29 protein-coding genes and 1 tRNA gene are annotated in these 26165 nt (G+C 50.4%); 22 read left to right on the top strand and 8 right to left on the bottom strand.

From position 1 onward, the window contains the following. The 8 genes from moaB (at nucleotide 1) to G367_RS0113740 (ending at nucleotide 5701) form a co-directional block, all read left to right on the top strand. Nucleotides 1-543, top strand: coding sequence for a molybdenum cofactor biosynthesis protein B (gene moaB / locus G367_RS0113775; protein WP_020413723.1), 543 nt, complete (start codon nucleotides 1-3; stop codon nucleotides 541-543). Between the two features lie 3 nt (nucleotides 544-546). After that, nucleotides 547-1038: a cyclic pyranopterin monophosphate synthase MoaC gene (moaC, locus tag G367_RS0113770; protein ID WP_020413722.1), complete on the top strand. Its 492-nt coding sequence runs from the start codon at nucleotides 547-549 to the stop codon at nucleotides 1036-1038. Nucleotides 1039-1059: 21 nt separating this feature from the next. Next, nucleotides 1060-1305, top strand: coding sequence for a molybdopterin converting factor subunit 1 (gene moaD, locus G367_RS0113765; RefSeq protein ID WP_020413721.1), 246 nt, complete (start codon nucleotides 1060-1062; stop codon nucleotides 1303-1305). Between the two features lie 10 nt (nucleotides 1306-1315). Beyond that, complete coding sequence (moaE, locus tag G367_RS0113760; protein WP_020413720.1) at nucleotides 1316-1795, top strand: molybdopterin synthase catalytic subunit MoaE; 480 nt, start codon at nucleotides 1316-1318, stop codon at nucleotides 1793-1795. After that, on the top strand, nucleotides 1780-2562 hold the full coding sequence (gene modA / locus G367_RS23890; RefSeq protein ID WP_020413719.1) for a molybdate ABC transporter substrate-binding protein: 783 nt from the start codon (nucleotides 1780-1782) through the stop codon (nucleotides 2560-2562). Before moaE ends, modA begins: the two co-directional genes overlap by 16 nt. Continuing rightward, nucleotides 2559-3281 carry a molybdate ABC transporter permease subunit gene (modB, locus tag G367_RS0113750; protein WP_020413718.1) on the top strand — a complete coding sequence of 241 codons (723 nt, stop codon included), beginning with the start codon at nucleotides 2559-2561 and terminating at the stop codon, nucleotides 3279-3281. Before modA ends, modB begins: the two co-directional genes overlap by 4 nt. After that, nucleotides 3281-4399 (top strand): ATP-binding cassette domain-containing protein, encoded by a 1119-nt coding sequence (locus G367_RS0113745; RefSeq protein WP_020413717.1) that lies wholly within the window; start codon nucleotides 3281-3283, stop codon nucleotides 4397-4399. The genes modB and G367_RS0113745 overlap by 1 nt, the downstream gene beginning before the upstream one ends. A 99-nt stretch (nucleotides 4400-4498) precedes the next feature. Then, on the top strand, nucleotides 4499-5701 hold the full coding sequence (locus G367_RS0113740; protein ID WP_020413716.1) for an Ig-like domain-containing protein: 1203 nt from the start codon (nucleotides 4499-4501) through the stop codon (nucleotides 5699-5701). A gap of 54 nt (nucleotides 5702-5755) precedes the next feature. On the opposite strand, the gene G367_RS0113735 is transcribed toward G367_RS0113740, so the two are convergent. Then, complete coding sequence (locus G367_RS0113735) at nucleotides 5756-7369, bottom strand: MFS transporter (RefSeq protein WP_020413715.1); 1614 nt, start codon at nucleotides 7367-7369, stop codon at nucleotides 5756-5758. Nucleotides 7370-7501: 132 nt separating this feature from the next. On the opposite strand from G367_RS0113735, the gene narL reads away from it, so the two are divergent. Beyond that, entirely contained in the window at nucleotides 7502-8233 is a 732-nt protein-coding gene (narL, locus tag G367_RS0113730) for a two-component system response regulator NarL (RefSeq protein ID WP_020413714.1), read from the top strand. Nucleotides 8234-8280: 47 nt separating this feature from the next. Then, nucleotides 8281-9528, top strand: coding sequence for a molybdopterin molybdotransferase MoeA (gene moeA / locus G367_RS0113725; RefSeq protein WP_020413713.1), 1248 nt, complete (start codon nucleotides 8281-8283; stop codon nucleotides 9526-9528). 291 nt (nucleotides 9529-9819) lie between these two features. On the opposite strand, the gene G367_RS0113715 is transcribed toward moeA, so the two are convergent. Continuing rightward, nucleotides 9820-9896: transfer RNA gene (locus tag G367_RS0113715), tRNA-Arg, on the bottom strand. A gap of 189 nt (nucleotides 9897-10085) precedes the next feature. Between G367_RS0113715 and G367_RS0113710 the strand changes: the two genes are divergently transcribed. Together G367_RS0113710 and G367_RS0113705 are read left to right on the top strand one after the other, a co-directional pair. Further along, the gene (locus G367_RS0113710; protein WP_020413711.1) at nucleotides 10086-10505 is read left to right on the top strand and encodes a c-type cytochrome; all 420 of its coding nucleotides are present in this window, start codon (nucleotides 10086-10088) and stop codon (nucleotides 10503-10505) included. 323 nt (nucleotides 10506-10828) lie between these two features. Then, nucleotides 10829-12979 (top strand): NHL repeat-containing protein, encoded by a 2151-nt coding sequence (locus tag G367_RS0113705; protein WP_020413710.1) that lies wholly within the window; start codon nucleotides 10829-10831, stop codon nucleotides 12977-12979. 37 nt (nucleotides 12980-13016) lie between these two features. Here G367_RS0113705 and rep read toward each other — a convergent pair whose 3' ends face one another. Next, on the bottom strand, nucleotides 13017-15050 hold the full coding sequence (gene rep, locus G367_RS0113700) for a DNA helicase Rep (RefSeq protein ID WP_026305120.1): 2034 nt from the start codon (nucleotides 15048-15050) through the stop codon (nucleotides 13017-13019). Between the two features lie 153 nt (nucleotides 15051-15203). Here rep and G367_RS0113695 point away from each other — a divergent pair, with 153 nt between their 5' ends. The 7 genes from G367_RS0113695 (at nucleotide 15204) to G367_RS0113665 (ending at nucleotide 20336) form a co-directional block, all read left to right on the top strand. Then, nucleotides 15204-15428 (top strand): DUF3565 domain-containing protein, encoded by a 225-nt coding sequence (locus tag G367_RS0113695; RefSeq protein ID WP_020413708.1) that lies wholly within the window; start codon nucleotides 15204-15206, stop codon nucleotides 15426-15428. Further along, complete coding sequence (locus G367_RS0113690) at nucleotides 15425-15877, top strand: YaiI/YqxD family protein (RefSeq protein WP_020413707.1); 453 nt, start codon at nucleotides 15425-15427, stop codon at nucleotides 15875-15877. Before G367_RS0113695 ends, G367_RS0113690 begins: the two co-directional genes overlap by 4 nt. 15 nt (nucleotides 15878-15892) lie before the next feature. Continuing rightward, nucleotides 15893-16378, top strand: a complete 486-nt coding sequence (locus G367_RS0113685; protein ID WP_020413706.1) for a GNAT family N-acetyltransferase — start codon at nucleotides 15893-15895, stop codon at nucleotides 16376-16378. Between the two features lie 28 nt (nucleotides 16379-16406). Further along, nucleotides 16407-16982 (top strand): GNAT family N-acetyltransferase, encoded by a 576-nt coding sequence (locus G367_RS0113680; protein WP_020413705.1) that lies wholly within the window; start codon nucleotides 16407-16409, stop codon nucleotides 16980-16982. 125 nt (nucleotides 16983-17107) lie between these two features. Then, on the top strand, nucleotides 17108-18070 hold the full coding sequence (locus tag G367_RS23885; RefSeq protein ID WP_020413704.1) for an alpha/beta hydrolase family protein: 963 nt from the start codon (nucleotides 17108-17110) through the stop codon (nucleotides 18068-18070). A gap of 10 nt (nucleotides 18071-18080) precedes the next feature. After that, entirely contained in the window at nucleotides 18081-18944 is an 864-nt protein-coding gene (gene bla / locus G367_RS0113670) for a subclass B3 metallo-beta-lactamase (RefSeq protein ID WP_020413703.1), read from the top strand. Between the two features lie 90 nt (nucleotides 18945-19034). Next, nucleotides 19035-20336 (top strand): amidohydrolase family protein, encoded by a 1302-nt coding sequence (locus G367_RS0113665; protein ID WP_020413702.1) that lies wholly within the window; start codon nucleotides 19035-19037, stop codon nucleotides 20334-20336. Between the two features lie 118 nt (nucleotides 20337-20454). Here the strand turns inward: G367_RS0113665 and G367_RS0113660 are convergent, their stop codons facing one another. The 5 genes from G367_RS0113660 to G367_RS0113640 form a co-directional block, all read right to left on the bottom strand. Further along, nucleotides 20455-20649 (bottom strand): putative antibiotic biosynthesis monooxygenase, encoded by a 195-nt coding sequence (locus G367_RS0113660; protein WP_020413701.1) that lies wholly within the window; start codon nucleotides 20647-20649, stop codon nucleotides 20455-20457. Further along, on the bottom strand, nucleotides 20649-21089 hold the full coding sequence (locus G367_RS0113655) for a MarR family winged helix-turn-helix transcriptional regulator (RefSeq protein WP_020413700.1): 441 nt from the start codon (nucleotides 21087-21089) through the stop codon (nucleotides 20649-20651). The genes G367_RS0113660 and G367_RS0113655 overlap by 1 nt, the downstream gene beginning before the upstream one ends. Before the next feature lie 6 nt (nucleotides 21090-21095). Next, nucleotides 21096-21383, bottom strand: a complete 288-nt coding sequence (locus G367_RS0113650) for a putative quinol monooxygenase (RefSeq protein WP_020413699.1) — start codon at nucleotides 21381-21383, stop codon at nucleotides 21096-21098. A 140-nt stretch (nucleotides 21384-21523) separates the two neighbouring features. Further along, nucleotides 21524-23020 (bottom strand): YifB family Mg chelatase-like AAA ATPase, encoded by a 1497-nt coding sequence (locus G367_RS0113645; protein WP_020413698.1) that lies wholly within the window; start codon nucleotides 23018-23020, stop codon nucleotides 21524-21526. A 31-nt stretch (nucleotides 23021-23051) separates the two neighbouring features. After that, a complete protein-coding gene (locus tag G367_RS0113640) occupies nucleotides 23052-23294 on the bottom strand; it encodes an accessory factor UbiK family protein (RefSeq protein WP_020413697.1) in 243 nt (80 codons plus the stop codon). A gap of 442 nt (nucleotides 23295-23736) precedes the next feature. Here G367_RS0113640 and G367_RS0113630 point away from each other — a divergent pair, with 442 nt between their 5' ends. From G367_RS0113630 to G367_RS0113620, 3 genes are read left to right on the top strand one after another with little or no spacing between them, the layout of a single operon-like run. Beyond that, a complete protein-coding gene (locus G367_RS0113630) occupies nucleotides 23737-24450 on the top strand; it encodes a TorF family putative porin (RefSeq protein ID WP_040628955.1) in 714 nt (237 codons plus the stop codon). Nucleotides 24451-24501: 51 nt separating this feature from the next. Then, complete coding sequence (locus tag G367_RS0113625) at nucleotides 24502-24840, top strand: P-II family nitrogen regulator (protein ID WP_020413694.1); 339 nt, start codon at nucleotides 24502-24504, stop codon at nucleotides 24838-24840. Nucleotides 24841-24895: 55 nt separating this feature from the next. Continuing rightward, nucleotides 24896-26155: an ammonium transporter AmtB gene (locus tag G367_RS0113620; RefSeq protein WP_020413693.1), complete on the top strand. Its 1260-nt coding sequence runs from the start codon at nucleotides 24896-24898 to the stop codon at nucleotides 26153-26155. Nucleotides 26156-26165: the final 10 nt, after the last annotated feature.

Below are 26165 nucleotides of genomic sequence, written 5' to 3'. Positions count from 1 at the left end.
ATGTCCGCACACGCTAGCAAAGAATTTGTACCGCTCAATATCGCGGTACTTACCGTATCCGATACCCGCAACGAGCAGACTGATACCTCTGGCCAGTACCTGGTGGAAGCCCTTAAAACTGCCGGCCATCAGCTCGCGGATAAGCGCATTACCCCGGACGATGTTTATCAGATGCGCGCGCTGGTCTCCGCCTGGATTGCCGATCCCAAAGTGCAGGTGGTATTGGTGACCGGCGGTACCGGTTTTACCGATCGCGACTCCACGCCGGAGGCCCTGAGCCCGCTGTTCGACAAAACCGTCGACGGCTTTGGCGAGCTGTTCCGCCATATTTCCCTGGGGGATATCGGCAGCTCTACCGTGCAATCCCGCGCGCTTGCCGGCCTCGCGAATCGCACGCTGATATGTTGTATGCCCGGTTCCACCGGAGCCTGTCGCACTGCTTGGGAAGGCATATTGCTGGAGCAGCTGGATGCCCGCCACAAGCCCTGTAACTTTATCCCCCATGTGCGCTTTGCCAGCGCGCCCTGCGAGAGCCGGGGGTAATTCATGAGTCAGTTAACCCACTTAAACCAGCGCGGCGAAGCCAGCATGGTGGATGTTACCGAGAAGGACATCACTGACCGCAGCGCCCTGGCCGAGAGCAGCATCTGTATGAGTGCAGAGGCTTTTGCACTGCTGAGTGAGGGGGCGCACAAGAAAGGCGACGTTTTGTCTGTAGCTCGCATCGCCGGTATCCAGGCTGCCAAGAAAACCTCGGATTTAATTCCCCTGTGCCATCCACTGGCGTTGACCAAGGTAGCGGTGGATTTCGAATTGCAGCCGGAAAAACACAGTGTGCATATTACTGCTTTCTGCCGCTTAGCCGGGCGCACCGGGGTAGAGATGGAAGCGTTAACGGCGGCTTCGGTAGCGGCGCTGACCATTTACGATATGTGCAAAGCCGTGGACCCGGCGATGGAAATCGGCCCGACCCGCCTGCTGCAAAAAACCGGCGGTAAGCGCGGCCACTGGCGCGGCGATGCTGCGGACAAGGCGTAACAATTTCAGAGGTGTAAAGCGATGGTAAAGGTTCTGTTTTTCGCGCGTCTGCGCCAGCAACTGGGCATGGGTGAGATTACCCTGGAGGACTTTTCCGGCAGTCTCAGCGAGTTGCGCAAAACCCTATGTGAACAGCACCCGGATTGGAGCCCGCACCTGCAAAGAGACGATATCCGTATGGCCTTGAACCAGGAGCTGGCAGAAACTGGAGCCCAGGTGAAGGCTGGGGATGAAGTTGCATTTTTCCCGCCGGTTACCGGCGGTTAGTGGTGCCAATATGAAAGCCGTTGATCGTATTGAAGTCTGTGAAACGCCCCTCGACGTAGCGGCTGAATATACCGCGCTGCAAGGGAACAGTGGTGATGGTGCCTGCGCCCTGTTTGTGGGTTCGGTGCGGGACTTCAATGCGGGCAGTGATGTCTGCGGCCTGGCCCTGGAACACTATCCGGGCATGACTGAAAAAAGCCTGCAACAGATTATCAATGATGCCCGCGATCGCTGGTCCTTGGGTCGTGTGACTATCGTCCACCGGGTTGGCCCCATGCAGATCAACGATGAGATTGTTTTTGTCGGCGTTACCAGCCCCCACCGCCAGGCCGCCTTTGCCGCCTGCCAATACATTATGGATCGCCTCAAAACGGAGGCGCCTTTCTGGAAGCGCGAAGCGGTTGCGGATGAATTCGGTAAGCCCTCAGAGCGCTGGGTCGAAGCCCGGGCCAGCGACGCTGCGGAGATGGAAAAGTGGTCCGCCGGCTGAGCCCGCTGCTATCCGCTTTACTGGTGGCCATCGCGCTGCCGGTTAACGCGGATAACTGCACCTTGCGGGTGGCGGTAGCGGCCAGCTTTCGCCCGGCATTGGAAGAAGTACTGCCGGAATTTGAGCGTCGCCATGCCTGCGTGGTGCAAATCAGCAGCGGCAGCTCCGGGGTGCTCTACCAACAAATAGCGCACCGCGCGCCCTTCGATTTATTCCTGTCCGCCGATCGCGAGCGCCCCGAACTGTTGGAAAAGCAGGGTGGGGCACTGGGTAGCAGTCGCCAGACTTACGCCCTGGGTTTACTGGCTCTCTGGCACCCAAAATCGGAATCGAATATCAAGCAGCTACTGCAAACCTGGCCCGATAAAATTGTATTAGCCGATCCGAAAGTAGCGCCCTTCGGCAGTGCCGCACGGCAAGCGTTGCAAAGCCTGGACTTGTGGAAGAAAAAACAAACTCAATTAGCCCGGGCCCACAATGCCGGCCAAGCCTATTTAATGCTGGATTCCGGCAATGCGCAGCTGGGCTTTGTCGCCGCCAGCCAGATGCAAGCGGCCGGTCGCGATAACTACTGGCTGTTGCCGCAGCATTTGTATAAACCCATTGAGCAGCAGCTGCTGATTCCCACCCAGAGCCGTCGGCCGAAAGAGGCGCAGTCCCTCGCTGACTATTTGCGTTCAGGGGAAGTGCAGGCGCAACTACAGCACTTGGGTTACGGTGTTTTGCCGACTCAAGATCGAAGTAGAGACGGAGGGAGTGGCTTATGAATATCGCCGCTGCCGACTGGCAGGCCCTGTGGCTAACTTTAAAATTGGCCGGCTTAACTACCTTACTGCTGTTTATTATCGGCGTGCCCTTGGCCTGGAAGTTGAGCCAATGGCAGAGTCGCTGGCGCCACGGTATCGAGGTATTAATAACCCTGCCGCTGGTACTGCCACCCACGGTGTTGGGTTTTTATTTACTGCTTTTATTTTCTCCCAACTATGCCCCCGGGCAGTGGCTGTCACAACTTTTTGATGGCCCTTTGGTGTTTTCCTTTACCGGCCTGGTGTTTGCGTCAGTGATTTATTCCCTGCCGTTTATGGTGCAACCTCTGTTGGCCGCGTTTAATGCCAATGGCCAGCGCCTGACCCAGGCTGCCGCAGCACTGGGTATTCCGCCCTGGGTGGTATTATTAAAAGTTCTTTTACCGGCGAGTCGCGCCGCTATTGTGAGTGCCTGTGCTTTAACGTTTGCCCATACCCTGGGTGAGTTTGGGGTAGTGCTGATGATTGGTGGCGCTATTCCCGGCGAGACCCAGGTAGTTTCCATTGCTCTTTATCAACATGTGGAGGCGATGGAATACGGTGCGGCGCATCGTCTGGCTTTGATGTTGATGGGAATTACTACCGTACTGCTACTCGCTGCCCGTTGGTTGGGACATAGATTGGCCCCGCGCGGATCAAGTAGCGAGCGCGCTAAACCGGTAATGGGGGTGCTGGGTTAATGGAAATCACCTTACCCCTATTCGGTACTGCGTCTACCATTTCTGATTCCACCGGATTGAGTGTTGTAGGGCTGGTGACTCCGCTTAATGCTGCGGCTCCCTGGCAATTAGAGCTGCCTGCCTCTGGGATTTTTGGTCTTACCGGCCCCTCCGGCAGCGGCAAGAGCACATTACTGGCTGTTTTGGCGGGCCAGCGCCATTGCCGTGGCAATATCACTTTTGCCAATACGGTTTGGCAGCGCGGACGCCGCGCCCTGGCTACCCACAAAAGAACGCTTTCTTTGGGCTTTCAGGACAGCCGCCTGTTTGCCGGTCAGTCGGTTGCAGGTAACCTGGCACTGGCCCGCCGTTACAGCCGCAGGCCACTGCCCGAGGAAGAGTGTGGTCGGCTGCTAAAGGCTTTTGGTATTGAACCGCTACTCCATCAGCCGGTAGAGCTATTGTCTGGTGGAGAGGCCCAGCGTGTGGCTGTATTACGCCAGCTTTTTAACAACGCGCCGCTGCAATTATTTGATGAGCCGCTTTCAGCGGTTGACCGCGCCCGGGTACTGCGGCGCCTATTGCCGACCCTACGGGATTTCTGGTCCCGATATCCGGCGCTGGTAATCTGGACCAGTCATGACTTTGATGAAATCCAGCTGCTGGCCCAGCGCTGTTTTTGGATGGATTCTGCCAATTTGTCCGCACCACTTCCTCTACCTGAAGTTGCCCAGCGCCTGGATAGCCACGGCGTAGGGGATAGTTGTCGGAGCCGGATTGAAGCGCGAGTGGAATCCCTAAACGATGGTCTGCTCACTTTGGATTTAGGGGGGATTTCTATCTTTGCAGATAGGGTGGCAGGCCATTATCGCAAAGGCGATACTGCCGCTTTTCTGCTGGAAGCTGGAGATATCAGCCTTAGTGTAGAGAAGCCGGGCTTGTCCAGTATCCTCAATTGCCTGCAGGTAACTTTAGTTGCTAAGCAGAACCTTACCGATGGTCGCATTCGCCTGCGGTTAGCTGCTGCTGATCAGGTGTTCTACGCAGATATTTCCCGTCTCTCCTGCGAGCGCCTAGAACTGCGTGAAGGCACTACCTACTTTGCCCAGTTTAAGGCCGGTAGTCTTGCCGGTTTGTAAGTAGTTCCAGCGCAATTTCTGAAAGCGTATCTCTTCGATCCCTAAAACCCCAGCAATTTTTTTGCTAAGTTTGAACGCTAGCTAATAATTGGTGCTCCTATGGGCGTTGTGTTGGGAATTTCCCTCTTTAACGAGGGCGATAAATTTTACCGGGAACAAGCACAGGTCGAGGGCTTACCTGTAGCGAAAGCTGTGACCATTGAGGATCTACACCTGGTACTTATTCGCTGCATAGAAGAAGGTGGGCACAACTATCGAGTAAGACGCCTGGAATCGGGTGAGCTGGAAATTGCCGAGCTACTTGAGGATTGTGAGCCCTACCGGGTCGATGCTTTCCGCTACGAGCTTCGCCGAAAGGGCGACGCTATCGTTATCCACTCTACTTACAAAGATGATGCCCTGTACTTTCATCTGGCTTGCCGCGCAGCCAGTGGGCAGAGAGTTAAGATAGATTTCCACGGCGAGCACCCGTTTTATAACTATGACTCCATAGCGGAATACCAGGGTGGTGGTAACTATCATCTGGCCAATTTCTTTGACCTTCAATATTTGCCCGGTTATATCGAAGAGCACTGCCGGCGATTTATTCGCTGCCCGGAGTACTGGTCCTTTACCTTCTTTATCCCGTATTTGGGCAAGGTAGAGCTGAATAACCACACTTCTGATCCAGAACAGCCTCTCTACCACCTCGATTTCCATTGCCCGGAGCGCAAGCTAAAAATCTTCCAGTCGGCAACGGAGAGAGAGGGTTCTTACTATTTTCGCGACGCCATCTCGGCAGAAAAGCTGGTGAAATTGCTTGAAGCCATGGCGACTGAACTGCTGCCAGAGCTGCAAGAAGCCGATGTTACGTCTTGCTTGAGCTGCTTTGAGGCTATCCACCAGGCTTACAGTGAAATAGAGAGCACCATTGAGACGGATGAAAGTCTTGCCTCAGTTGCGGAGGATCTTATTGGGTACCAGCAGAATATCCGTGGCAGACCTGTCCAATACGAAGTCACTGAAAATGCAGATGGATCTATTACTGTGCAGGCCTACTATTTTCAGCCGCCCGTAGGTTACAACTATACGGTCAGTGCTGAGGATATCGCCGGGGGCCATATTTATCTGGATAAGCTGCACGATTTAGATTTTTATGAGCAGATGTGCAGAGCTATTGCCAGGCATCTATGCCCGACGATGCCGACCGTTGAAGACTTGGATGAAGTGACAATTTATTATCATCGGGATTCAGATAAAAAGCTGATTGCCAGCTTACTTGAAGGCTCGGATATAACGCCGATATTGATTCAGGTGAAATAAAAAAGGGGAGGTAAAACCTCCCCGAATCAACGGTATCCCGTGAGTGAAACCGAATTAAGGATTGTAGAATTCGCCGTTCTTGCGCAGGTAGAACCAGTAGTTAATCACCAGGCATACCGCGTAGAAGATGGCGAAACCTGCCAGTGCATATTCCGGGGTAGTGGCTTTGATTTGCTCGCCGAAAACCTTGGGAATGTAGAAGGCACCGTAGGCGGCAACGGCTGAGGTCCATCCCAATACCGGACCTGCCTGCTCTTTCGGGAACACCATGGCGATGGTGCGGAAGGTAGAACCATTGCCGATACCGGTAGCGGCGAACAACAGCAGGAACAGCAGGAAGAAGGGCAGGAAGAACTCTTCCGGAGTGGCTGAGCCGTAGGCAGCCTTCATGTAGTAGGCCACCCCCAGGGCGCTACCCACCATTACCGCTGCACAGATCTGGGTGACCAGGGCACCGCCGATACGATCGGAGATCCAACCACCTACTGGGCGAATCAGGGCGCCGATAAAGGGGCCCATCCAGGCGTACATCAGGGCGCTGGGGCCATTGTTGTTGATGGTATCGTGGGTCATAACCCCGTCCACCATTACATGGCTGTAACCAAAGATCACCTTGATAGCCAGCGGGAAAGCCGCAGCGAAACCGATAAAGCTGCCGAAGGTCATGGTGTAAATCACACTCATCACCCAGGTGTGCTTGTTGTTGAAGATACGGTACTGACGCTGCAGGCTGGTTTTGATCTCACCGGGCAACAGTTTCAAGCCGAACACGGTGGCAGTGATTACCAGCACCAGCACGATTTCCTTGGGCACGCCCCAACCAGAACCGTTTGCTGCTTCAGGTAAGAGCAACCACAGCCCCACGATGGCGGTGAACAGGCCGATTCCCAGCATCATGGTCATCTTCACCATGGCGCCGAGAGAACTGCCTACATCCGGGGTAACTTCCTCGGTGCGCAGGTTGTTCATACCGAACCAGCCAATAAAGGCTAGCGGTACCAGGAACAGCAGCCATACAAAACCGGCATTTTGAATCCACGCTTCAGAACCGGCGGGTACCTTGCCAATCAGGGAGCCAGAGCTGCTCACCAGGGTCATGGGATCGCCGCCGGCAGCGCCAAAGGCACCGAAGGTCATAAATAGCGGTACCAGGATCTGCATGGTGGTAACACCGAAGTTACCCAGTCCTGCATTCAAGCCAAGCGCCAGCCCCTGCTTTTCCTTGGGGAAAAAGAAGCTGATGTTGGACATGGAAGAGGCGAAGTTACCACCGCCGATACCAGACAGCAGCGCCAGCAACTGGAATACCCACAGTGGGGTCTCTTTGCTCTGCAGCGCGATACCGGTGCCGAGGGCGGGGATCATCAACAGGGCGGTGGTGAATACGATGGTGTTGCGTCCACCGAACAGTCGAATAAAGAAACTACTGGGTATTCGCAGGGTGGCACCGGTAAGACCGGCGATAGCCATCAGGGTGAACAGATCGGCTTTGGCGAAGGGAAAGCCGAGGTTGAGCATTTGAACGGTAATAATGCCCCAGTAGAGCCACACGGCGAAGCCGCACAGCAAACTGGGAATGGATATCCACAAATTCCGGTTTGCGATTTTCTTGCCCTTGGACTGCCAGAATTTGCTGTCCTCCGGGGCCCACTCGTAGATGTCAGACACGGCGGCCACTCCTCCTCGAAATGATTCGTGCTGCCACTATGGGCCGGGGATTTAGCCCGCTCAATTACCAACAGTAAGTAACCCTTTTGCTCCCGCGCGTAACAGCTACCTCTTTAGGGGTAAGCGCAGCCAATGGACGCTATGGTAAAGTCACTGTTCAGATTTAAACCAATTCTCACCAATGAAGTAGGATCTCCCATGACTTCTTCTGCCACGGTAATGATGGTCGATGACCACCCCCTGTTCCGCAAAGGTCTCAAGCAGCTGTTTGCCATGGAGCCCAGTTTGGAGTTGGTGGCTGAAGCCAGTAGCGGAGAGGAAGCGCTGGAGTTGGCCAAGCAGTATGAGCCGGACCTTATTTTGCTGGACCTGAATATGCGCGGTATGGATGGGCTGGATACCTTGCGGGCGATGCGGGCTGCCGATGTCTCCTCGCGTATCGTGATACTGACGGTTTCCGATAACAATGCCGACGTGGTGTCCTGTATCCGCGCTGGTGCCGATGGTTATCTTCTCAAGGATATGGAACCGGAAGATATTCTCGACCAGGTGATCCAGGCCACCCACGGCAAGCTCGCTATCAGCCAGCGCCTTACGGAGATCCTTGCTTCGGCCCTACGCAAGCCAGATAACTCCGGTGCAGATACTCTCTCTACCCTTACCAGCCGCGAATACCAGATATTGCAGTTGATCGCTGATGGCCTCAGCAACAAATTGATTGCCCGCGAGTTAGATATTAGTGATGCAACCGTGAAGGTACACGTCAAACATCTGTTGAAGAAACTGGGGATGCGCTCCCGCGTGGAAGCTGCCGTGTGGATGGTCAATCAAAAGCGTTCAGAGTCCCAGGACCGGGCGCACTGACCGGCACTGCCCCAACTGCAAAGGATTGAAGTAAGAGAAATTTTTCCATGCCCACCATTGATTGTTGTAGCCAGCCGGGCCTGATGCCCATAGAGAGCGCTCGCGAGAAACTCCTGCAGGCAATGAACCCTATTGAGGGTACTGAGATATTACCGCTGGCCCAAGCAAATGGTCGGGTATTGGCTGAAGATGTTATCTCCACAGTAAACCTACCGCCCTGCGACAACTCCGCGATGGATGGTTACGCCCTGCGATATGAAGACCTTGCCAGTGGCTTACCGCTGGAGCTGATCGGTAAATCCTTTGCCGGCGCGCCCTTCGATGGTGTGGTGAACCCGGGTACCTGTGTGCGCATTATGACAGGAGCGGCAGTACCTGCCGGTGCGGATACGGTGGTGATGCAGGAAAATGTCGATGCCCAGGGTGAATCGATACGTATAAGTATAAATTGCGAGGTTCGCTCCGGCGATCATATCCGTCGCTGCGGTGAGGATGTAGCTGAAGGCTCCATTTTGCTTAAAGCTGGAGAGCGTATCAGCGTTCCCCATATCGCCCTGCTTGCCGCTGCCGGTGTTGGCATAGTGACAGTAGTGCGCAAACCGGTAATCGCTCTTTTTTCAACTGGTGATGAACTGCGCCAGCCCGGTGAAGCCCTGGGCAAGGGCGATATCTACGATAGTAACCGTATTGCTCTATTGGCAGCCTTGGCCCAGATGGATCTGGAGGTTTTGGATTTGGGCATATTGCCCGATAACAAACAGGCTATTACCGATGCGCTGCAGCGTGCAGCCCAAGAGGCCGATGCCATTATTACCTCTGGCGGTGTCTCTGTCGGTGAGGCAGATTACACCCGCGAAGTGTTGGAAGAACTGGGAGAGATCGGTTTCTGGAAAGTGGCGATGAAACCCGGCAAACCTTTCGCTTTTGGTTTCCTTCAAGGGACGCCTTTCTTCGGCCTGCCTGGCAACCCGGTTTCCGCCCTGGTTACTTTCTACCAGCTGGCCGTGCCCGCACTGAGTGTAATGAAAGGCGATCACTGGAGTGGCCCGAAGACCTTGCAGGCCAAGCTTCTAAAACCCCTAAAGAAAAAGCCCGGTCGTACCGACTTTCAGCGGGGTGTTTATCACAGTGATGAAAATGGGGTATTGGTAGTTGAACCTGTTGGTACCCAGGGAAGCCATATTCTCACAGGGCTAGCTGCTGCAAACTGCTTTATTGTTTTGGCGCGGGAGAGTGGCAGCGTGGAAGCGGGGGAACAGGTGGTGATTGAGCCTTTGGGGGTGCCGTTGGGGTAGGGCTGCTTAAGCGGGTAGCCTGTGAGAGAGAGGATGAGCTTCGCCCTTTGGTCTCGCTGCTCTCCGGCAGCTTTGCTGCCTCCGAGTCGAACCTGAGTTCGAACAAAACCTGGGAGTTAGCCATATACAAAGAAGCCCGCATAAGCGGGGAGTGTGCGAGAGGATGAGCTTCGCCCTTTGGGCTCGCTGCTCTCCGGCAGCTTTGCTGCCTCCGAGTCGAACCTGAGTTTGAACAAAACCTGGGAGTTAGCCATATACAAAGAAGCCCGCATAAGCGGGCTTCTTTGTATATGGCCCGCCCGAGAGGATTCGAACCTCTGACCTTCGCCTCCGGAGGGCGACGCTCTATCCAGCTGAGCTACGGGCGGTTAATTGGCTATCTGTGCCAGTGGGAGGCGGATTATACAGAAGGGTAGGGGTGTGCGAAAGGACTTGCGGCAAGGTTACGTAAGCTTTGGCAGGTGGCGGTGCAGTGCTTATAATGCGCGGCGTAGAAGTTTGCGGCAGTAATTCGATAGTCTACGGGCCATCTCACTTCGGTCCTTTGGGGGAATAGTATGAAGAGTATTTTGGGTATTGTGGCGGTACTGGCCGTCAGTGCAGCTGCGGCAGTGGCCCAGCAGTCTGTTAACGAAGAAATTGCAGAGCGCATTGCTCCGGCAGGTGAGACCTGTATGAAAGGCGAGGAGTGCGCGGCAGCAGTAGCGGCGGCTCCTGAGGGCGCAAGTGGTGGCGAACGTAGCGGCGAGGCTGTTTACAATGCCAGCTGTACAACTTGTCATGCCATGGGTATTGCAGGTGCACCAAAGTTTGGTGATGCTGCAGCCTGGGCACCGCGTATTGCCAAGGGAATGGACACTCTTTATACCAATGCTATTAAGGGTATCAATGCCATGCCGCCTAAGGGCTTGTGTATGGATTGTAGCGATGGTGAGATTAAAGCCGCTGTGGACTACATGGTGGATAACAGTAAGTAAGCTTCTACTTACTATCGAAAAGGCCGCTTATTTAGCGGCCTTTTTTATTTCTAAATTTAAATCAAGATATTCAACTTATTGGCTTTTCTTAAACAGCGATTTTAAGTTAGATCTTTGACTTTCTAATCTCCTTATTAGATGTCGTATAAAGAGAAGTACTTTTAGTTGTCTTTAATAACTATATGAGTATTTGTTATTAAATATCTCGAAGCGATAAATGTAATAAACCGTAATTAGGCGTTGTTTCCCTCCAGCCCTATAGAATCTGTATTATCCGCGCTTGCTTGTAAAAATATGTATATAAAAACACAAGGATTTTACGTATGAAGCTGGGGACACTCTTCTATTTCGCTGCTCTATCGTTTGTATTGGCTGCCTGTGGTGGTGGAGGTAGTGGTGGAGGTAGAAATTTGGAAGCCCCTGATGATTCTCCTGCTGCAGGATCAGGTGGTGTAGTTGATTCAGCAAACACAGATGAGGTACCTCCTGAAGTATCAATTACATTCCCATCTCTTCAGGATACCTGGACTTATCAGCGTGAAGTTATTCTTCGTGGTACTGCTAGCGATGATATGCAAATTAAAGGCGTGTATGTCAATGACGTATTAACTGAAACCACAGATAATTTTTCTAACTGGAAGTTGGAAGTAAATGTGGATAAACCTACTACGGAGTTTGTGATTAAAGTAGTTGATACTGGAGGGAATGAGACGATTTTACAGCCATTGAGAATAAATGCTCATGATGGCTTCGCACGTAGGGCTTATGGAGCTCTGGCAATAGATTCAAAAAATAGTCAGTTATATGCAGGGCCACATCCAACAAAGATACAACTATCTAATTTTGCTTTTAATCGCTTTGAAGGTGATTTGCCATCAGTAACTGCAATGGCAATAGATGAAATTCGCAATAAATGGTATGTGACGACTTTGGAGTATCTTGCAGAATTGTCTTTGGATACAGGAGAGGTTCTAGAAAAATATGAAGTTGAAACGGAATATGCCAGTATTGATGTTGATGAAGTTTCAGGAAAAGTTTATTGGAATAATTCGGGAAAAATAGACGTACTTGACCCTACAACAGGTATTTTTAGTTCAGTTTCTGGGGTGAATAAAGGGAAAGGCCCAGAATTGGAGTCTGACACTAAAGTAGCGATCAATAGTCAGATTGTTTATGCATTTTCCGATACTGCTGTTTGGGGGCAGATCCAATCTTTTTTGTATATGATCGACCTGGAGACAGGAGATAGAAATCTATATAAGAATCTATACGACACTCCTGAAAAGATTACTCGAGTAACAGCTGCGGCATCACATCCAGATAAACCTATTTTATACTTTTTGGCTAGCTCAGAACTTTCTGGAGATGGAGTTGAAAATTTATATGGTTTTAATTTAAATAATAATAATATATTCAAAATCATTGATATGGAGAGTGTGGACTTTATTTCCGCCGATTTTGAATTGGCCTCTTTGCAAATTGATCGCGTAAATGATGCTGCTTATATACTATCACAGTCTTCTGGACAGCTTTATAAAGTGATATTGGGCAATGGAAGTATCACTCAGGTTTCAAGAAATTTTCGCGGCAAAGGTCCATCAATAGCAGGGATTTCTATTCCTGGCTTTGAGTACGATGTTATTAATAATTACTTAGTTACATTAACTTCCTCGGTGTGGTCAGATGCAGGAGGGAAAATAATGTCAATTGATGTCGATAGCGGAGATCGTAAGGTGATTTCTGGCCCAGATCATGGTCTTGGTGTTAAATTTTCTTATGCGAATGATTTGTCTATTTCCCAACAGGGAAACATTTTTGTTGCAGACTCTGGTAGTAATGATATCAAGATTGTAAACACTCAAACGGGAGATAGGGCAATATCAGCGGGAAATGATATTGGATGCTGTACTTCACTTGAATATCCTTCGGACGTGGAAGTTGATGCTCAAGGAACAATAGCCGTAATCATTAACCCTTGGAAGCAACTATTGAAAGTTGACCTATCTACAGGAAATAGAACCATTTTGACCGATGGAACTGAACAGCATGGTACCGGCCCGACGTGGGATGGCTTATCAGATATAGAAGTAGATTTTGATAAGGCTATTGTATATGCCCTTGGCTTTCCACGTAGTGGCGTTAGAGCTATATATGAAGTTAGCTTAGAAACAGGGGATAGAGAGCTATTACTTAGCAGTGAGTCCTCTCTGAATTTCCCCAACTCAACTAGCATGTTTTTTGATTCTCAACAGGGCAGCCTACTGTTTCCAACATGGGATGAGTCTGCAAGCTATTTCGAATTTGATCTAGAGGAAAAGCAAATGAAGGAAAAGCAGTATTTTGGGAATGATACTAAGTATAGAATTACAGCTTTCACAAAAGCAGGTAATCGCCTTTTTGCTAAATTAAGCAATCCTAATAGTGTGGCTGAGATTGATCCACAGACCAGATCAGTAGTTATCATCTCAGAATAGAGATTCCTTGCTGCTAAGTGAGGCCGCATTTGCGGCCTCAATCAAACATACTCAACAAAGACCCCAGAGTTTCCTCCCCCTTTGCCTGATTCTGCTCCGGCGTCGCCTTACCAAACCCTTCAAGCAACACATCTTCTTCCGGCAGCTCGTCAATAAAGCGGCTGGGTGTGGTGTCCTGGGTTTCGCCAAACTGTTTGCGCTTGCCCGCCAGGGTCATGGTGAGGGTACGTTGGGCGCGAGTGATACCCACGTAGGTGAGGCGGCGCTCTTCTTCGATATTGTCATCCTCAATGCTGTTGCGGTGGGGAAGTAAGTTCTCTTCCATACCGATCATAAACACGTGGGGGAATTCCAGGCCCTTGGCGGCATGCAGGGTCATCAGGCTGACCTTATCGGTGGCTTCCTCTTCTTCCTGGCGTTCCAGCATATCCCGCAAGATCAGTTTGGAGATAGCCTGTTCCAAGCGGATATCCTGCTCCAGCTCATCGTCGGTGCCCTCCATAATCTTGTTAAGGCTTTCCAGCAGCCAGTACACATTCTCCATGCGCTTCTCGGCCACCTTCTCGCTGCTGGCGTTTTGCGAGAGCCAGCCGGCGTAGTCAATATCCTCTAACATTTCACGCAGGGCGCCATTGGCAGAGGTATCGCGACAGTTGCGTTGCACCCCTTCGAGCCAAAGGGCGAAGCGGTTCAGGCGCTCGTAGCCCTGTTCGTTGATATGCTCCTTAAAGCCCAGTTCCGAGCAGGCTTTAAACATGGAGATTTCGCGACCCTTGGCATAGTTGCCCAGGGCTTCCAGGCTGCTGGTGCCTATCTGGCGGCGTGGGGTGTTGATAATGCGCAGGAACGCATTGTCATCGTCCGGATTTACCAACAGGCGCAGGTAGGCCATCACATCCTTGATTTCAGCGCGGGCGAAGAAGGAAGTACCGCCGGACATCTGGTAGGGGACCTGGTGTTCCTGCAATTTCATTTCGATCAGGCGCGCCTGGTGGTTGCCGCGATAGAGCACGGCGAAATCCATAAACTTGCAGCCGCGGCGGCTCTTTTGCAGGAAGATCTCGTTGGCAACCCGCTCGGCCTCCTCATTTTCATTGGCCACCTTGAGTATGCGGATCTCTTCACCCAGGCCGCGATCGGACCACAGTGCTTTATCGAACTCGTGGGGGTTGTGGGCGATCAGATGGTTGGCCACTTTAAGGATGCGGCTGGTGGAGCGGTAGTTCTGCTCCAGTTTGATCAGGCGCAGGTTGGGAAAGTCGGTCTTGAGCGCGCTCATATTTTCTGGGCGTGCGCCGCGCCATGCGTAGATAGACTGGTCATCATCCCCCACTACAGTGAGGCCGCCACGTCCGCCGACTAGCAGTTTTACCAGCAGATACTGGGAGTTGTTGGTGTCCTGGTATTCGTCCACCAGCAGATAGCGAATTTTCTTGCGCCAGCGTTGCAGCAGCTCCGGGTCTTTGTCGAACAGCTGCACCGGCAGCAGGATCAGGTCGTCGAAGTCTACTGCGTTGTAGGCCTTCAGGGCTTCGCAGTAGCGATCGTAGGCGATAGCGATAGCCTGCTCACCGGGACTCTGTGCCTGCTCCAGGGCGCGGCGCGGGGTGAGCATATCGTTCTTCCAGTTCGAGATCTGGTTTTGTACCCGATCCAGCAGATCCGTATCCAGGTCGCCATCTCTCAGCATCAGCTCCTTGATGAGGGCGCGGGCATCCTCGGCATCAAAGATGGAGAAGCCGGGCTTAAAGCCGGCGGCGCGGTACTCTTTGCGCAGGATATTCAGCCCCAGGTTGTGGAAGGTGGACACGGTGAGGCCGTGACTCGCCTTGGAGCGCTTGCCATCCGGGCCCGCCAGCAGCTTGCTCACCCGCTCTTTCATCTCCCGCGCCGCCTTATTGGTAAAGGTGAGGGCGGCGATATTGCGCGCGGCATAGCCACACTGCTCGATCAGGTAGGTGATCTTGCGAGTGATTACGCTGGTCTTGCCAGAGCCGGCGCCGGCCAGAACCAGGCAGGGGCCATCGACATACTTCACGGCTTCAGATTGGCGGGGATTGAGCTGAGTCATAGATGGGGTTGCATCTTCGCGTGGCGAGAAAGCGGGGGATTCTAGCAGCCTTGGTTCGAATCCTCCCAGCACCATTGAGAACGATCGACCGTATGTGTACTTTGCACTTGGGATTGGCTATAACTGCGCCTTATTCCCTGCTTGTGTAACCCCATGCAACAACCCATCGCCGGCTACCACCTGGATGAAGAGGATCACTGGGTGGCGGAGCTCGCCTGTGGCCATTTTCAACATGTCCGCCACAATCCCCCCTGGACCAATCGGTCCTGGGTGATCACTGAAGAGGGGCGCGAGTCCATGCTGGGTTTCCAGCTCAATTGCAAGAAATGCGATGAGGGCGCACCGCCCGATACGCTCGAAAAGGTTGTACAACCATGACAAAAATCTGGGTTGATGCCGACGCCTGCCCTGTAGCTATTAAGGAAATTCTGTTTCGCGCCGCCGAGCGCACTGCCACTGAATTGACACTGGTAGCCAACCAGGCGGTGCGGGTACCGCCGTCGCGCTATATCCGCTCTGTGCAGGTAACTGCCGGCTTTGATGTGGCGGATAATGAGATAGTACAGCGCTGCGAGGCTGGGGATCTGGTCATTACCAGCGATATCCCCTTGGCGGCAGAAGTGATCGATAAGGGTGCTGAAGCCCTAAACCCCCGTGGAGAGCGTTACACCAAAGCCAATATCCGCGCGCGACTCAATATGCGGGACTTTATGGATACCCTGCGCTCCAGCGGCGTTCATACTGGCGGACCGCCAGCGCTTAGCCAGGCGGACCGCAAAGCCTTTGCCGATCAGTTAGATCGGTGGTTGGCAAAAAGTCGCAAATAGGCTGGAGGGATGGCCATGGAAGGTTTAAGGCTGGAGCCATTACAGGAATGGCAACTGCCAACGTTGATGTCCTGGTTGCCGGATAAACAGCAGTGCCAACAGTGGGGTGGCCCCAATTTCCGATTTCCGTTCGATCAAGGATCTTTTCTAGAGGACTGCCGGTGGCCGGAGTTGCCAAGCTATGTTCTTCTGGATCGAGAAGGAGAAATGCTCGCCTTCGGTCAATATTACCAACACCTGGACCGGTGCCATTTGGGCCGTCTGATTGTCTCCCCAAATCACCGTGGGGCCGGCCTTGGGGGAGAACTGGTAACACTTATTGCACAAACCGGTATCAAAGCCCTGGGTGTAGCAGAGTGCTCTTTGTTTGTATTGCGTACTAATTTGGCGGCGCGCAGACTCTACGATAAGTTGGGTTTTATACAAGTTGCCTACCCTGAACAACGCGAATGGCTTGATCTGTGTGATTTTATGGTCGCACCGGCTGAAGGCTTTCAGTAAGAACAGATAATAGAATAGTGATTATCCGATGTCTGAATTAATACAACCAGCTACCGAGCGTCTGCAGCTACGTCAATGGCGGGAAGAAGATAAGCCCGTGTTTGCCGAAATGAACGCTGATCCCAATGTGATGGAGTTTTTCCCTTCGCTACTGACACGGGAAGAAAGTGATGCGGGTGTCGATCGTAGTAGCGCACATATAGAAAAGTATGGATGGGGCTTCTGGGCTCTGGAGCTCAGGGAGAGCGGAGAGTTTCTTGGCTTTGTCGGTATAAAAAATGTGACCGATAACCTGCCCTTTGCCCCGGCGGTAGAGATTGGCTGGCGACTGGCTCGCCCCTTTTGGGGTAAGGGTTATGCCAGTGAAGCGGCACGGGCATCTCTTCATGTAGCTTTTAACTCTCTGTGTCTTAATGAGGTGGTATCTTTTACGCCGTTACAAAATATTCGTTCTCAAAAAGTAATGGAACGCTTGGGTATGCAGAGGGATTTTCTCGTTTTTGAGCACCCGCAGGTTCCCCGCGAAAGTCCTTTACTGCGTCACTGCCTATATCGTCTAAGCGCCAGTGACTGGAAAAAATTTAATGTAATTGGCTTCGACTAACCCGGGAACAAATGCTCTTGGCTGGGTTCGGATAGGAAGGCGAAAAAGGTTCGCTCTCTTTTTAATAATAACCAGTCAGATATTTCCTCACTTCCGATGTCAGGTGAGGATAGGGAGTTCTCGCTATGGGATGGTGGTTTTCTTTTAAGTCGATCTTTATAACGGCTATTGGCCTTTTGCTAATGGTTGTTCATCTCAGTGCATCTGCTGAACCTTTTCTCAAAATCAGTCAGCGCCCGGATGGTTCATCACTTTATTGGTCTCTGGAAAAACCAGCGAATAAAGGAAAAATTGGTTTGTTCCTGATGGCCCAGGGCTCTGGCTGTTTACCGGCAATTAAAAACACCACTCTTCAGCAGGCCAAAGAGATGGCTGTGGATTATGCCGTGTTAATGGTAGAGAAATATGGAGTAACCCATACCGACAGCCCCGAAGAACAATTTAAAGATTGTTCTCAGGAATACATAGCCAATCATACTGTTGAGCAGCGTACGCTAGATGTTGAGCAAATTGTTGACGAACTACGCGGGGCCGATTGGTGGAATGGCAAGCTGGTCCTGTTTGGTGGTTCCGAGGGCGGTGACCTTGTTGCCCGATTGGCGCCCAGGTTAAATCCCGATGCCGCAGTGGTTTTTTCAAGCGGGTTGGGGGAGTCGTTTGCTCAGGTGTTAAAGGGTTTGGTTCCACCCCATGTCGCTAAAGAGGTGGATGTCAAACTTGCCTATGCCCGAGCCAACCCCAAAAGCGCGGAAATCTGGGGTGGAAACTCTATGCGTTGGTGGGCCGATGTCGCTGATCGGGTACCGGTCAATGACTTACTGGATAGTCGTGCCCCTGTCTTGTTGATTCAGGGCGCAGAGGATAAATCTGCTCCGGTCAGTTCCGGCCGTGCAGCGAGAGATGCTTATGTTTCCGCCGGGCGCTGTGAGCTGACTTATTGGGAGTATTCTGGTTACGATCACTTTATGACAGATATTGATGGGATCAGTCACCGAGGTGAGGTATTTGAGCGGATTACTGGCTGGATTGAAGACGCTGTACTTAATGGAGCTCCTGGATGTATCTCCGATACAGGAAAAAAGAAATAGAGACCTATAGATGAATATAAGAATCAAATTAGCCGCAATAGTAATGGCAACTTATTCCAGTATTGCGATGGCAGAAAATTTCCCTGTATTGCCGCAACTGGATACCTATAAAGTGCCGGAATCCTGGCGTCAGCCGGTAGCGCCGCTAAAGATAGCGGATAAAACATGGCAGATAGGTACCCAGGGAATTACTTCTTTACTGCTAAAGGGTAAAGAAGGTGCGATTCTAATTGATGGAGGAATGGAGCAGACGGCCGAGCACTTATTGGGAAATATGCGCAGATTGGGAATTGCACCCACCGACCTGAAATTAATTTTGCACAGTCATGCTCATGCAGATCATATCGGTCCCCTGGCCGAGCTAAAACGTATTACCGGCGCCCAGGTAGTGACAAATGCTGAGTCGGCAGTATTGATGGCTCGTGGTGGCGCTAATGATATTCATTTTGCAGATAAAATTTTATACCCATCAGTAAACGCGGACCGTATCCTGCATCATGGAGAGCAAGTTGTCCTTGGGGACTTACGACTTCGTGTACATTTTATTCCGGGGCACACTCCTGGCAGTATGGCTTGGACTTGGCAGGATACTGTTGATAGTAAGGTTATCGATATCGCTTATGTAGATAGCCTTACGGCTCCGGGTTATCAGTTGGTCAATAATCTCCGTTATCCCGATATTGTTCAAGATTACCGAATGAGCTTTGAACGGGTGCGTAAATTACCCTGTGACCTACTTATCACACCTCATGCGGGCGCAAGTGGATGGGTGTTTCGTGATACAGCTAAGCAGAAGAAAGCGGTTAGCTGCGAGAAATATGCAGCTAAAGCTGGCAAAAATCTGGAGAAAAAACTTGCAAGTAATTCACAATAAAATCTCTCTGGGCATATGAAATTACATGGTTAAATTTTTAACGTCCCTTACTGGATTTAGATTGTAATAGTTATTGCAGGGTAATATGTGATGTTTACAAAATTATTCAAAAAGTATCCCAAGCAGAATGCTGGATCTCAATTTTATTTTTTGAAATTGGCTTATATTTTTTCTTTGCTTCTATATCAGCAGGTTGCCAACGCTGATACCTTTGCCATTGAAGGGGGGAAGTGGTTTGATGGAATGGGTTTTAAGCCAGCGATCTGGTTTGTTGATGATAATGGCCTCTTGACCAAGACTCGGCCACAAGAAGTTGATTACATCATTGATGCCAGAGGAAAATTTGTAGTACCACCGTATGCCGAGGGGCATAATCACAATCTGCAAAACCCTTGGGGTATTAAGAATTTTGGGGCCTTGCAAGTGAAGTCCGGAGTTTTTTACAGTGTGCAGATGTGCAGCTTTGGTAAGGGGTTGGAAACGCAGTTTAGCGGTGAAGATACCATGGATGTTTTATTTGCCTCAGACTGCATAACGGCTTCTGATGGCCATCCCCTAAGGATGATTTTAAATGGTAAAAAAAATGTCACCAATGATGAATTAAAAAGCGCCCAGGAAATGGTCATGGTGGCAGAGGAAAAAGGGGATCTAGATCAAATATGGGAGAAAGTTAAAGCTAACCATCCCTCTTTTATTAAAATTATACTTGTTGGCAGTGAAAAATTTGAGGAGCGCCATGGTGATAAGAAATACCTTGGAGTTAATGGCCTCAATCCTAAGCTGGTGCCGGTTATTGTCGAGCGTGCGCATAAATTGGGGATTCCGGTGGTGGCTCATGTGGATACCGCTCATGATGCTATGGTAGCTATAAAAGCGGGTGTAGATATCTTGGGTCATTTGCCCGGGTATCGAATCGCAAGAAATGAAGGGTTTGATAGGCGGGATTATGTGTTAAGCGATGCTGTTATTGCTGCGGCTGCTAAGCAAGGTACCAAGCTGATTGCTACTGCCAGTGTGCCTTCTGAGCATAGCTATCCTGAAGATGAATTGAAGGAAATCCAGACGGTTCAAAAAGATAATCTTTCTCGTTTACGCAATGCGGGCGTACCCTTATTAATGGGGAGTGACAACTTCTCCGGTACGGTGCTTCGTGAAATTCGTTACCTGGATACTCTGGATATTGCACCGAGAGAAGTATTGCTGAAGTCCCTAACTATGGATACTCCAAAGTGGATGTTCCCAGAGCGCCACTTGGGCTCGTTTTCTGAAGGTGCGGAGGGCAGCTTCTTAATATTAGAGGGTAACCCTCTGGAGGATCTTGGGTTTCTCGATAAGATTTATATTGGTGTTAAGCAGGGGCATATATTAGTCAGTTCCCCCAGTAGTAATTAGCGATAAATATACTCAGAATTTTTTCTTTGGCCAATGTAAGCTTGGTTGAATATCCCCAGCTTAATAACCAAGCTGGGATTTAGCCCTTATATTTGCCATCCGTCTTCTGCTTTTATATTTACTTTTCCAACAAGCGATGTACTTTTGGCACAAGATAGAAATACATTAGGGGGACGAGAATTCCTGTCATGATCAGGGATTTCAGTCCTGTCGCAATTTGTAGATCCAGTGCTTTTATTGCCAATAGTAAAAGAGTGACAATCGGATAAACCAATGCCCATATACACAGGGCATGTAGTATAGATTTATTCATTATTTTAAGCCTTCCATAAAATTGGATATCATCCGGAAGTATCCGGGCAATATTTTTTGTAAAAAGTACTTTCCGTCTGTAGCGAGTGCTACACATTTAGCCCGGCCGTCACTGGAATCTGCTTTTATGGTGATGAGTCTATCCTCCACCATACTTTTAAGTGTGCGCGTCATTACTGGCCGGGAAATATCGATACGCTCTGCAATCTCCGAAACCAGTAAGCTATTTCTTTCCGGTTCCCGGTCGATAACGATCATTATCAAAAACCGTAGTTGGGATGTCCCATGGTCGGAAAAATAACTTTCCAGCTCCCGCAAAAGCAGGCTCGCATCCCGCATTATGGTGAGAGCATCCTGAATCGCTTTGGGGTTATTTACAGAAAACTGCTTTGCATAGCCTTCCACCATTTGTTGTGAAGGTAGTTCTTTAAGAAAAAACATAGGGAGCTACACCAATCTTTCCAGCTTATTGATTTCTACAGGTTCTTTTAACCAGTCTTTATAAGCTTCAAAAATCGGTACGATGTAGGGCATGGCGTAATGCCTATCGAGGTCTTCCTGGCTGCACCACTCTTCGTATAAAAACAAGCTTTTCTTATCCTGGTGTACAGCAAACTGCAGGCAGCCCTCCTCTTCCAAGGTATTTGGAACTATGGATAGGATTGCCCGTTTGGCTTGTTCGAAGAACTCCGCCTTTGGTGAGATTTTGGCAATGATAAATAGATGGCTTTTCACCGTCGCTTTTCCAAAGTATCAATATAGTTATCATGATAACTATATATCAAAAGACGTCAACCGCTAGTGGCTGATGTAGCAATCTAGGGAAATGTCACCTATCAGCATTAAATGACAGGATTCTGGTCTATAGGAATTACCTAATTGAAAGAGCTGGCCACCTGGCGTCTATCAAGGTTTCGGTAAGCCAGAGCCTCGGCAATCTGCGTAGAGCTTATCGTTTCTTGCTTGGCGAGATCCGCCAGGGTGCGAGCCACTTTGAGCACTCGGTGGTAACTGCGTGCGGAAAGGCCCAGTTTTTCCACTGATTGGCGCAGTAGATGTTTCTCTTTATCCCCCAGGATACAGTGTTTTTCCAGCTCTGCCCCTTTTAAAAGGTTGTTGGTACGTCCTTGCCTTTGAACCTGTAGTTGCCGTGCAGCGCAAACCCTTACCCGCACACTTTCGGATGGTTCCCCAGGAGCTGCATCCTGCAGTTGCACAGCATTCATAGCACCAACCTCAATCTGCATATCGATACGATCCAGCAAGGGGCCAGACAGTTTATTGCGATATCGGTCTATCTGGTCCGGAGTGCAGCGACAGCGGGGCTCACCCAAGTAGCCGCATGGGCAGGGATTCATTGCGCCTACCAGTTGAAAATTCGCGGGATAAGTAACCTGGGCGCGTGCACGGGAGATGCGCACTTCACCGTTCTCCAGGGGCTCCCGCAGGATTTCCAGGGCGTGACGGGGAAATTCTGGCATCTCGTCGAGGAACAATACTCCGCAATGGGCGAGTGAGATTTCACCTGGCTTTGGAGTACTGCCGCCACCGACCAAAGCGGTTGGTGAAGCGCTGTGATGTGGAGCCCGGAAAGGTCTCTGGCTTTGGTGAGGCATACCGGCACTGGAGTAGACAGCGGCGACCTCAATCGACTCGGCAGTTGTGAGTGGTGGCAATATACCGGGCAGACGACTGGCTAACATGGTTTTGCCTGTTCCCGGAGGGCCATAGAACAACAGGTTGTGCCCCCCGGCTGCGGCTACTTCCAGGGCGCGTCTGGCTTTAAGCTGACCGCGAATATCTGCGAGGTCTGCGCACTGGATGGTGGGCTCCTCCTGAGATTTTACGGCTTGGGACAGGCTTTCACGTCCATGCAACTCCGCGCAGATCTGCAGCAGGGAGCTGGCGATTAGAGTTTCACCCTCAGCCAGTGCTGCTTCAGCTCCGCACTCCCGGGGAGCTACCAGTTTGCGTCCGGCGGCCGCGCAGGCAATGGCAGCGGGTAAGCTACCGCTCACTTCACGTAGAGCGCCGGTAAGGGCTAATTCCCCGATAAACTCGTAGTTTTCCAAGGCTTCAGCGGGAACCTGCCCCGAAGCAGCGAGTATGCCTATGGCAATGGCGAGATCGTAGCGACCACCTTCTTTGGGAAGGTCGGCGGGGGCGAGATTGACTGTGATACGACGCTGGGGGAACTCAAAATGGCTGTTGATCAGGGCGCTGCGCACCCGATCGCGACTCTCTCGCACTGCCGCTTCAGGAAGGCCCACTATATGAAATGCGGGGAGGCCATTGGCCAAGTGAGTCTCTACGGTAACTAGTGGGGCAGATACCCCTAACTGGGCTCGGGCATGGGTTACTGAGAGGCTCACAATTTCATTCCTGAAATGGTTGCCGGAGAGTTCAGTCTTCGGCTTGGTTATCCCTTTGTGCCAGAGCTTGCTCCAGCATTTCCACTTTATCTTCCAGGCGCGCCAGTTTTTCACGGGTGCGCCTCAATATTTCCACCTGGGTATCGAATTCGCGCTGGGATACCAGCGGTAGCTTATCCAGAGACACTTCCAAAGCGTTGCGTAGGTCATTGCTGACCACTGCGCCCTGTTGTTGCAGTTCTTTCAGTAGCTGTTGCAGTTTATCCGCAGCCACAGGCAACTCCTTACTGAGTAATTCATATCTTTTGGCACTGGATTGTAACCCACAGAGTTTTGCCGCAACAGTTGCCTAAAGGTGCACTATTCTGAACTTTGCTCCTGCAGGAACTCCCCACTTCTGTGCATATACCGACAATTGGAGCCATCTTGGTGCGCACTGGTTTGCGGGCGCTCTGTTCGTATTTATTTCAATTTCTCATTTTCTTATCTAACTCATTGATTTTATTGAGTGCTGCGGCTTTGGCATCAACTCTGCAAACAGTCAGGGCAGGTGTGCCATTTACGATCACTGGGAGTCCGGGAAAGTAGCGGTTCACAAGACGCAAGAGACCCTCTGTCATACCCGACAGTAAAGGACCGGTTGCAGGCGGCGCCATTTCAAGAATCAAAAAATTTCAGACTTAATAAATCTTGGAGGATTAAAGGTGAAAACTAAAATGAACAAAATCGCCACTGTCTTCTCTGGCGCTGCCCTAGCACTAGCTATTAGCAATATATCTTTTGCCGAGCAAAGTGATCCAAGTTTCAGTGTTAATGCTGGATTGGTTTCAGATTACAAGTTTCGAGGTATTAGTCAAAGTAATGGAAGGCCAGTAATTCAGGCTGGAATGGATCTGGATGTTGGCAATGGCTTTTATTTGGGTACCTGGGCTTCCCAAGTGGATTTTGATTATGGCAGTGATGAAACTGATTATGAGCAAGATTTCTACGGTGGTTACTCCACAGAAATTAATGAATCTATAAGCTATGATATTGGATATATTTATTACGCCTATCATGGAAGTGGTCGCGATGAAGATTATCAAGAGATCTATGGAAGCCTAACCTTCTCCGATCTAACATTAGGTTTTGCATATTCAGATGATTATTGGGCCGATTCAGGCAATTTTTATTATCCATATGCAGGTTACAGCTTTTCTTTGCCTTCTGATTTTAGTTTAGACCTTCATGTTGGTTTAAACCTATTTGATGAAGAAATATTTCTGTACGAATCCGACTCTTATATCGATTACTCCGCAACTCTCAGTAAAAATTTTGGCGGCCTTACTCTGAGCGCTGCTTTTGTTGGCACTGATGTGAGCGACAGAGAGTGTTTCGATACCGACTGGTGTGAACCCACCTTGCTCGCTGGAGCAACCTACGCCTGGTAATAAAAACGCCCGCAATTGTTAGCGGGCATTATTTTTTTGTGGGGGAGATCCATGAAACTGATTACTGCAATTATCAAGCCCTTCAAATTGGATTCAGTGCGGGATGCTCTGCGAGAGGCCGGTGTTAAAGGCGTTACAGTCAGTGAAGTGAAAGGATTTGGCCGGCAAAAAGGCCATACAGAATTATATCGGGGCGCAGAGTATGTAGTGGATTTTTTGCCTAAAACCATGTTGCAAATTGCTGTAACTGAGGAGCAACTGGATGAAGCATTGGAAGTAATTGGCTCCAGTGCACAAAGCGGAAAAATCGGCGACGGCAAAATTTTTGTGGCTAATCTTGAACAGGTGGTTCGCATACGTACTGGAGAGACCGGTAGTGAAGCTATTTGAGTCAGTAATAATCAATAAATAATTTTAAAATTCTAAGAATTAAACGGAGAGAGAGATGGAGAATCAAGTATTTCAATTGCAATATGCAATTGATACGTTTTATTTTCTAATGTGTGGTGCACTAGTGATGTGGATGGCTGCAGGCTTCGCCATGTTAGAAGCAGGCCTGGTGCGCTCAAAAAACACCACTGAAATTCTGACTAAAAATGTCGCGCTATTTGCAATTGCATGCATTATGTATCTGATGACCGGTTACGCCATTATGTATGATGGCAGCTGGATGCTTGCAGGCATAGAGGCCTTTAGTCTTGAAGGTGTATTGGCCGACTCTGCCAAGAATGGCTTTGAAGGGGACTCGGTATATTCCGGTGCTTCCGACTTTTTCTTCCAGGTAGTATTTGTTGCTACCGCAATGTCCATTGTATCTGGTGCCGTTGCAGAGCGCATGAAGCTTTGGAGCTTCCTCGCATTTGCTGTAGTGCTCACAGGGTTTATTTACCCGCTTGAGGGTTCCTGGACCTGGGGCGGCAAAGATGTATTTGGACTGTACAGTTTGAGTGATTTTGGCTTCTCTGACTTTGCCGGTTCCGGCATTGTTCATATGGCTGGTGCTGCTGCCGCGCTGGCAGGTGTTCTACTGTTGGGTGCCCGAAAAGGTAAGTACGGTCCCAATGGGCAGGTCTATGCCATTCCCGGTGCAAACTTGCCGCTGGCAACCCTTGGTACATTTATTTTGTGGATGGGCTGGTTTGGTTTTAATGGCGGTTCCGTGTTGAAGCTGGGAGATGCAGCCAGCGCGCATTCTGTGGCTATGGTATTTCTCAACACCAATGCCGCTGCAGCAGGTGGGGCTATAGCCGCACTAATTACTGCCCGCCTGCTATTTGGGAAGGCTGATCTCACTATGTTGTTGAATGGAGCCTTGGCCGGCTTGGTGGCTATTACTGCAGAACCATCTACGCCGACTGCGTTACAGGCGACCCTGTTCGGTATGGTTGCTGGAGTCCTGGTAGTTTTCTCTATTATCACTTTGGACAAGTTGAAAATTGATGATCCGGTTGGTGCTATTTCTGTGCACGGTGTTGTCGGCTTGCTTGGTCTGTTATTGGTTCCAGTGACCAATGAAGGTGCCTCTTTTATTGGCCAGTTCGTTGGTGCATTGACTATTTTCTTCTGGGTTTTTGTCACTTCCTTTGCCGTGTGGTATCTGCTTAAGTTGGTGACCGGTATTCGTGTCAGCGAAGATGAAGAACAAGAGGGTGTTGACTTGGCTGAATGTGGTATGGAAGCTTACCCGGAATTTATGAGCAAATAGTTGTCCTGCG

This window comes from Microbulbifer variabilis ATCC 700307, assembly GCF_000380565.1.
Lineage (GTDB): Bacteria > Pseudomonadota > Gammaproteobacteria > Pseudomonadales > Cellvibrionaceae > Microbulbifer > Microbulbifer variabilis.
The sequence above is the reverse complement of the archived record's forward strand: the minus strand, read 5'-3'. Positions and strand labels throughout refer to the sequence as shown.